Here is a 7,849-nt window from a genome sequence, read left to right on the forward strand (position 1 = left end):
TCCCCCCTCTGGACCGACCGCTTGCAGAGCCTGCTGCCCGCCGATGTACTGCTGCTGGGCGAGCAGCACGATGCGCCCGACCACCAACGCCTGCAGCGCGAGGCCGTGGCGTGGCTGTCTGCGCGCGGGCAGTTGGCGGCCGTGGTGATGGAAATGGCCGAGCGGGGCCACAGCACCCGGGGCCTGCCGCGCGATGCCAGCGAAGCGCAGGCCCAGGCCGCCCTGCAATGGGACAACGCCGCCTGGCCATGGCAGGCCTATGGCCCGGTGGTGATGGCGGCCGTGGGCGCCGGCGTGCCCGTGCTGGGAGGCAACCTGCCCCGCGCCCGCATGCGGGCCGCCATGGCGGAGACCGCCTGGGACCGGCACCTGCCCGCCCCCGCGCTGGCGCAGCAATACCAGGCGCTGCGCGACGGCCACTGCGGACTGCTGCCGGAGCCACAAATTGCGCCCATGGCCCGCATCCAGATCGCCCGCGACGCCAGCATGGCCCGGACGGCCCAGGAGGCGTTGCGCTCCGGCCAGACAGTGCTGCTGGTGGCTGGCGGCGGCCATGTGCTGCGCCACCTGGGCGTGCCAACCCATTGGCCGGCAAATCTGGTGTCAAAAGTGGTGATAGCGCAGGTGGAGCATGCGCCAGACGCTATCAAATCAAGTGCACAAGCAGATGCCGTGGTCCAGACCCCGGCGCTGCCCCCGCGTGATGTGTGCGCAGAGTTGCGCGAGCAGTGGCGCCCTGCGCCCCCCGGACAGAAGGTCTGAGCGCGCCTTTTAGCCCTGCGCGGCGGCAGCAGACTCCGCCTGCGCGCGCAGCAGCGCCACAAAATCGTCGGCGGGCACGGGGCGGCTGCACAGGTAGCCCTGGTAGGCGTCGCAGCCCCGCTCGCGCAGGAAGGCCAGCTGGCCCTCGGTCTCCACCCCCTCGGCCAGCACCGACAGGCCCATGCTGTGCCCCATTGCGATGATGGCGGCGCTGATGGCCATGTCGTCCTCGCTTTGCGGAATATCGCGGATGAATCCCTGGTCGATCTTGAGCACGTCGATGGGAAACCGCTTGAGCTGCGCCAGCGACGAATAGCCGGTGCCAAAGTCATCCACCGCGATGCGCACCCCCAGCTCGCGCAGGCGCACCAGCACCTGGCGGGCCTCTTCGGTACGTTCGGCCAGGGCGCTTTCGGTGATCTCCAGCTCCAGCAGTGCCGCAGGGAACCCGCTGGCCTGCAGCGCGGCCGCCGTGCAACCGGCCAAGTCGGTCAGGTGGAACTGGCGCGGCGACACATTCAGCGCCAGGGTCAGCGGTGGCAGCCCGGCATCACGCCATTGCTGGCCCTGGCGGCAGACCTCGCGCACAACCCATTCCCCCAGCGGGCCGATGACGCCCGAGGTCTCGGCCACGGGAATGAAGCGCGCGGGGGAGATCAGCCCCTCTTGCGGGTCGTTCCAGCGCACCAGGGCTTCGGCGCCCTGGATGCGACCGGTGGCAATGTCGATCTGGGGCTGGTAGTACATCTGCAGATGGCCCTGGGCCAGCGCCAGGCGCAGGCGCGACTCCAGCTCCAGCCGCTCGCGGGCCGCCTGGGTCATGGCCTCGTGGAAGAAGCACCACGCCCCCCGGCCGCGCGCCTTGGCGCCATAGACCGCCGCATGGGCGCCCTGCAGCAGCAGTTCGGTGGTGCCAGCGTGCTCAGGGAACATGCAGATGCCCACACTGACGCCCGCCACCACCTCGAGCCCGTCGGGCGAACGCCAGGGCTCGGCCACGGCGCGGATCAGGTGGCGCGCCACGGCGGCGGCACCATCGGCATGGCGCAGGTTGCGCGCCACCACGGCCAGCTCGTCGCCCGCCATGCGCCCCAGCACGTCTCCGGGCCGCAGGGCGGACTGCACCTGCCGCGCAATGTGCTTGAGCACCTCGTCGCCCGTGGCGTGGCCGTAGCTGTCGTTCACGTCCTTGAAGCGGTCCAGGTTGAGCAGCAGCACGGCGATGTGCTCGCCACTGCCTTGCGCCTCCTGCACCGCTAGCTCCAGCTGGTGTCCGAACCAGGTGCGGTTGGACAAGCCCGTGAGCGGGTCGTTGTGCGCCAGGTATTCCAGTTGCCGCTGCTGGGCCTTTTCTTCGGAGATGTCGGTGAACATGCACACGTAGTGCGTGATCTCGCCCGCCGGGTCGCGCACGGCCGACAGGGACATGTGCTCCGGGAAGATCTCGCCGTTCTTGCGGCGGTTCCAGATCTCGCCCTGCCAGTACCCGGTTTCGGTCAGCGCCGACCACATCGCCTCATAAAAAGCCTTGTCGTGGCGGCCCGACTTGAAGACGCGCGGGGTCTTGCCCAGCAGCTCCTCCTCGGTATAGCCCAGCAGGCGGGTGAACGCCGCGTTGACCGACAGGATGCGGCTGTGGGCGTCGGTCACCACCACGCCCTCCATGGTGTTGTCCACCACCGTGGCCGCCAGGCGCTGGCGGGCCTCGCTGCGCTGCAGCGCAGCACGCGCGGCCTTGATCTCGTCGAGGTCCTGCACCACACACACGAGGTGCGCGGGCTCATCGCCCACTTCGGGCGCCAGCGTCACGGTGCACAGCACAGGCGCCCGGCGGCCGTTGTCCAGCCGCAGGCAGTGGCGCTCGCCCACATAGTGGTCGATCTCGCCAGCCAGCAGGCGCTCCAGCTGCGACGCCGCCCAGTCAGGATCCTGGGCGATCATCACATCGCGAAAATTGAGGCCCAGCGTCTGCGCGGGCGTGGCCCCCAGCAGGTCGCACAGGCGGGCGTTGGCCCACAAAAAGCTGCCGTCCAGCGCCACCCGCGCAAACCCGGCCGGCGCATGGCGCACGATCTGCGTCAGCTCCTGCGCCATGGCCATGCGCACCTTTTCGGCGCGGCGCATGCGCCGCAGCAGCCACCAGGCCAGGCCGCTGGTCAGCGCCACATAGCCCCAGCCCTTCCAGGTCTGAAAACGGGTCAGCAGGGCCGGGTCGGTCACCCAGTGGGCCAGCAACACGTCGCCCGCAAACACCCAGGCCACCCCCAGCACCAGGTACAGCAGCATGCCCCGCCAGGGGACCAGTGATGAGGCATAGCCCTCGTTGCCCATTGCGCTTCTTGCGCTCCTTGTTGATTTCACGGTTTCACGGCCTTTGGCCCTTGCTGCGACAATTGCACAGCTATGACCAACGCCTACATCCTTACCCTGTCCTGCCCCGACCGCCTGGGGCTGGTGCACGCCGTCTCCGGCTTTTTGCTGGAGCATGGCGGCAACATCGAAGAAGCCGCGCAGTACAACGACCACGCCACGGGCCTGTTCTTCATGCGGGTGCAGTTTGCCTGCGACCAGCACGACCACCCCACCCTCAAAGCGCGCCTGACCAGCTTTGCCGAGCCCTACAACATGCACTGGAGCCTGCACGCCACGGCAGCCCCCATGAAAACCGTGCTCATGGTCAGCAAGGAAGGCCACTGCCTCAACGACCTGCTGTTCCGCTGGAAGAGTGGCCTGCTGCCCATCGACATCCGCGCCATCATCAGCAACCACCGCGACTTCTACCAGCTGGCGGCCAGCTACAACGTGCCGTTTCATCACATCCCGATGACGGGCAGCACCAAGGCCCAGGCCGAAGCCAAACAGTTTGAGATTATCGAGGGCGAAGGGGCCGAGTTGGTGGTATTGGCCCGTTACATGCAGATACTTTCTCTTGACCTATGTCAAAAGTTGGCCGGTCGGGCCATCAACATCCACCACAGCTTCCTGCCCAGCTTCAAGGGCGCCAAGCCGTACTACCAGGCCCATGACCGGGGCGTGAAGCTGATCGGCGCCACGGCCCACTATGTGACGGCCGACCTGGACGAAGGCCCGATCATCGAGCAGGACGTGGCCCGCGCCGACCACACCGACACCGTGGAAGACCTCACGGCCCGCGGCCGCGACACCGAAAGCCAGGTGCTGGCCCGCGCCGTGAAGTGGCACAGCGAGCACCGCGTGATCTTGAACGGCCACAAGACAGTCATCTTCCGCTAGTCCAGCTTTCCCATGGCCACGGCAGCCCCGTCCTCCTTCCTCAGCAGCGCTGCACGGCGCATTCCGCCCATCCAGTGCCTGCTGACATTCGAGGCCCTGGCCCGCCTGCGCAGCGTGACGCAGACGGCTGACGAGCTGTGTGTGACGCCCAGCGCCGTGAGCCACCGCGTCAAGCAACTGGAGCAGATCCTGGGCGTGCGGCTGTTTGGCCGGGCCGATTTTTCGCTGACCACCGAGGGCAGCGCCTACCTGGCCCATGTGCGCGAGGGGCTGGGCGCGCTGCAGCGCTTTCCGGGCCAGGCGGCCGCGCCCGGGCGCCGGCGGCTCAAGCTGGCCGTGACGCCCACATTCGCGCGCACCATCCTCATCCCCCGCCTGCGCCAGTTCACCGAGGCCTACCCCGAGATCGACCTGGCCCTGCAGGTGTCCATCCCGCTGCTGGACGTGGTGGCCGAGGATGCCGACCTGATGGTGCGCTTTGGCCCCGGCCACTATGCCGACGTGGAACATGTGGAGCTGGCGCGCGACGTGGTCACCCCCCTCGCATCCCCCGCCTTCGTGCGCGAGCACGGCCCCTTTGACCGCCCCGAAGACCTGGAGGGCGTGCCCCTGCTGCGCAGCCCACTGGAGCCCTGGCGCACCTGGTTTGCTGCCACGGGTCTCGACTGGGCCGAGCCCAGCGAGGGCTCGCAGTTCAACGACATCGGCCTGATGTGCGACGGCGCCGCTGCCGGCATGGGCGTGGCGCTGGTACGCCTGAAGCTGGGCGCGCCCTGGCTGGAGAACGGCACTCTGGTGCGCCTGTTTGACACCGACACCGCCAGCCCCCACGCGCACTACCTGTGCTGGCGCACGGGCACCATGGACCGGTGGGAATGCGCGGCGTTTGCCGAGTGGCTGCGCAAAACCATGGCGTAGTAGAGGTATCCCCCTGAGTCGCCTTGGGCGCCTTCCCCCTTCTCTCGGCTACGCCGGGAAGGGAGACGCAGCCCTTGCTGCGGGGCGGCCCTTGCTCGGCTGCCCTCGCCCGAGTCACGCCCGCCTCCATCAGGCTCAGGCAAATTTGCCTCCAGCGCTTGTCCCACAGGCGCCAGAAGCTATCAATTGATGAGCGATCCGGTGTTTTTCACAATCCCCTGAAGAAAAGCTCAAGCCCGGGCACCGAGCCATCCCCTACAGTGACAGCCATGAACACTGCCGCCGACCCCACCGTAGCCCTGTCCGAACGCGCCGCGCGCCAGGCCGAGGTTGTCCAGGCCCTGGGCCGCGTGCTGCCCGCCCACGCCCTGCTCTGGCACAACGAGGACACCACGCCCTACGAATGCGATGGCCTCACCGCCTATCGCCAGCGCCCGCTGGTGGTGTGCCTGCCTGAAACCTACGACGAGGTGCAGGCCGTGCTGCAGGTCTGCCACCGGCTGCAGGTGCCCGTGGTGGCGCGCGGCGCAGGCACGGGCTTGTCGGGCGGCGCCATGCCCCACGCCATGGGCGTGACGATGTCGCTGGCCAAGTTCAACCGCATCCTCGACATCAACCCCGAAAGCCGCACGGCCGTGGTGCAGTGTGGCGTGCGCAACCTGGCGATCAGCGAGGCGGCGGCACCCTACAACCTCTACTACGCGCCCGACCCCAGCAGCCAGATCGCCTGCACCATCGGCGGCAACGTGGCCGAAAACTCGGGCGGCGTGCACTGCCTCAAATACGGCCTGACGGTGCACAACGTGCTCAAGGTGAAGGGCTTCACGGTGGAAGGCGAGCCCGTCGAATTCGGCAGCGAGGCACTCGACGCCCCTGGCTACGACCTGCTGGCCGCCGTGATCGGCAGCGAGGGCATGCTGGCCGTGACCACCGAGGTCACCGTCAAGCTCATCCCCAAGCCCCAGCTGGCGCGCTGCATCATGGCCAGCTTTGACGACGTGCGCAAAGCGGGCGACGCGGTGGCCGCGGTCATAGCGGCCGGCATCATCCCCGCCGGCCTGGAGATGATGGACAAGCCCATGACCGCCGCCGTCGAAGACTTTGTGCACGCGGGCTACGACCTGACAGCCGAAGCCATCCTGCTGTGCGAAAGCGATGGCACGCCCGAAGAAGTAGAGGAAGAAATCGGCCGCATGAGCGACGTGCTGCGCGCTGCAGGCGCCACCGCCATTTCGGTCAGCAACGACGAAGCCGAGCGCCTGCGCTTCTGGAGCGGTCGAAAGAACGCCTTCCCCGCCAGCGGCCGCATCAGCCCCGACTACATGTGCATGGACTCGACCATCCCGCGCAAGCGCCTGGCCGACATCCTGCTCGCCATCCAGGAGATGGAAAAGAAATACCAGCTGCGCTGCGCCAACGTGTTCCACGCGGGCGACGGCAACCTGCACCCGCTGATCCTGTTCGATGCGAACGATGCCGACCAACTGCACCGCTGCGAGCTGTTTGGCGCCGACATCCTGGAGACCAGCGTCGCCATGGGCGGCACGGTGACGGGCGAGCATGGCGTGGGCGTGGAGAAGCTCAACAGCATGTGCGTGCAGTTCTCTGCAGCAGAGAACGCACAGATGTTCGGGCTCAAGCACGCGTTTGATCCGGCAGGGTTGCTGAACCCCGGCAAGGTGATCCCCACGCTGAACCGGTGCGCGGAGTACGGGAAGATGCTGGTGCGTGGGGGGCAGATCAAGCACCCCGACCTGCCGCGTTTCTGATCGCCATGAAGGCGCTGCAAGGGCTGGCCTTTCTTCTGCTCATGCAGTCGGGGGGCGAGGCGCTGTCTCACTTTTTGAAGCTCCCGGTCCCAGGGCCGGTGGTCGGCATGGTGCTGCTCTTGCTGGCCTTGCGTTGGCAGCCCGTTCGGGATGCCGTAGCCCCGGCGGCGGGCTTCTTGCTCCAGCACCTGTCGCTGCTGTTTGTGCCGGTGGGCGTGGGGGTGATGACCCATCTGGCGCTGCTGAGCACCCATGGCCTGCAGCTGGTGGCGGTGATTGTGCTATCCACCTGGGTCGGTATGGCCGTGACGGCGCTGGTGCTGCGTCTTTTGCAGCCCAAGGAGAACCATGGCGAACTTCGTTGAGCTGTGGGTGTACCTGGCATCGGCCCCACTGTTCGGGCTGACCGCAACGCTGGCGGTGTATGTGCTGGCGCAGGCGCTGTCGGTGCGCTCGGGGCACGCGCCCTGGGCCAACCCGGTGATGCTGTCGGTGGCCATTCTGGCCACGGTCATGCTGGCCACCGGCACGGCCTATCCCACGTACTTTGCGGGCGCGCAGTTCATCCACTTCTTGCTGGGCCCTGCGGTGGTGGCGCTGGGCTGGCCCCTGTGGCAGCGCCGCGCGGCCTTGCGCTCGCGTTGGGGCCGGCTGGTGCTGGCCTCGCTGGCGGGTGGCAGCGCGGCGGCCACCAGCGCTGTAGGCCTGGGCTGGGCGCTGGGCCTGCCGGGTGATGTGCTGATGTCGCTGGCCCCCAAATCCGTCACCGCCCCGGTCGCCATGGGCATCGCCGCACAGATCGGCGGCGTGCCCGCCCTGGCCGCCGTGTTCGCGGCGCTGACGGGCATGGTCGGGGCGCTGTCTGCGCGCTGGTTGTTTGGCTTGATGCGCCTGCCCACCGACGCGCAAGGCATGGCACTGCGGGGCTTTGCGCTGGGCACGGCGTCACATGGCATCGGCGCGGCGCATGCGCTGCAGGTGCATGCCGAAGCGGGGGCGTATGCAGGGTTGGCGCTGGGGCTGCAGGTGGTGCTGGCGGCGGTGCTGATGCCCCTGGTGTTCCGGTTGTTGTGAGGGGTGCGGCAGGGGCATCACCTCTTGTCCTACGCTGCGCCGCGCTCAGCGGCACTCACCCGCCCCACAAAGCC

7 protein-coding genes are annotated in these 7,849 nt (G+C 68.1%); 6 read left to right on the forward strand and 1 reads right to left on the reverse strand.

The annotated features are described in order from the left end of the window. Positions 1-762: ChaN family lipoprotein (locus DBR23_RS20500; protein ID WP_108499430.1), on the forward strand; the 762-nt coding region annotated here is incomplete at its 5' end. Between the two features lie 9 nt (positions 763-771). Here the strand turns inward: DBR23_RS20500 and DBR23_RS20505 are convergent. After that, on the reverse strand, positions 772-3,093 hold the full coding sequence (locus DBR23_RS20505) for a bifunctional diguanylate cyclase/phosphodiesterase (RefSeq protein ID WP_199227758.1): 2,322 nt from the start codon (positions 3,091-3,093) through the stop codon (positions 772-774). Between the two features lie 72 nt (positions 3,094-3,165). Between DBR23_RS20505 and purU the strand changes: the two genes are divergently transcribed. From purU to DBR23_RS20530, 5 genes are all read left to right on the forward strand, one after another. Continuing rightward, entirely contained in the window at positions 3,166-4,014 is an 849-nt protein-coding gene (purU, locus tag DBR23_RS20510) for a formyltetrahydrofolate deformylase (protein WP_056059864.1), read from the forward strand. A 12-nt stretch (positions 4,015-4,026) separates the two neighbouring features. Continuing rightward, the gene (locus tag DBR23_RS20515; protein WP_056059867.1) at positions 4,027-4,932 is read left to right on the forward strand and encodes a LysR substrate-binding domain-containing protein; all 906 of its coding nucleotides are present in this window, start codon (positions 4,027-4,029) and stop codon (positions 4,930-4,932) included. A gap of 269 nt (positions 4,933-5,201) precedes the next feature. After that, positions 5,202-6,701 carry an FAD-linked oxidase C-terminal domain-containing protein gene (locus tag DBR23_RS20520; RefSeq protein WP_108499431.1) on the forward strand — a complete coding sequence of 500 codons (1,500 nt, stop codon included), beginning with the start codon at positions 5,202-5,204 and terminating at the stop codon, positions 6,699-6,701. Positions 6,702-6,706: 5 nt separating this feature from the next. Then, complete coding sequence (locus tag DBR23_RS20525; protein WP_108499432.1) at positions 6,707-7,066, forward strand: CidA/LrgA family protein; 360 nt, start codon at positions 6,707-6,709, stop codon at positions 7,064-7,066. Next, a complete protein-coding gene (locus tag DBR23_RS20530; protein ID WP_108499433.1) occupies positions 7,050-7,775 on the forward strand; it encodes an LrgB family protein in 726 nt (241 codons plus the stop codon). The genes DBR23_RS20525 and DBR23_RS20530 overlap by 17 nt, the downstream gene beginning before the upstream one ends. The last annotated feature ends 74 nt before the right edge of the window (positions 7,776-7,849 follow it).

The sequence above is a fragment of the Acidovorax sp. HMWF018 genome (genome assembly GCF_003061035.1).
GTDB classification, from domain to species: Bacteria; Pseudomonadota; Gammaproteobacteria; order Burkholderiales; family Burkholderiaceae_C; genus Acidovorax; species Acidovorax delafieldii.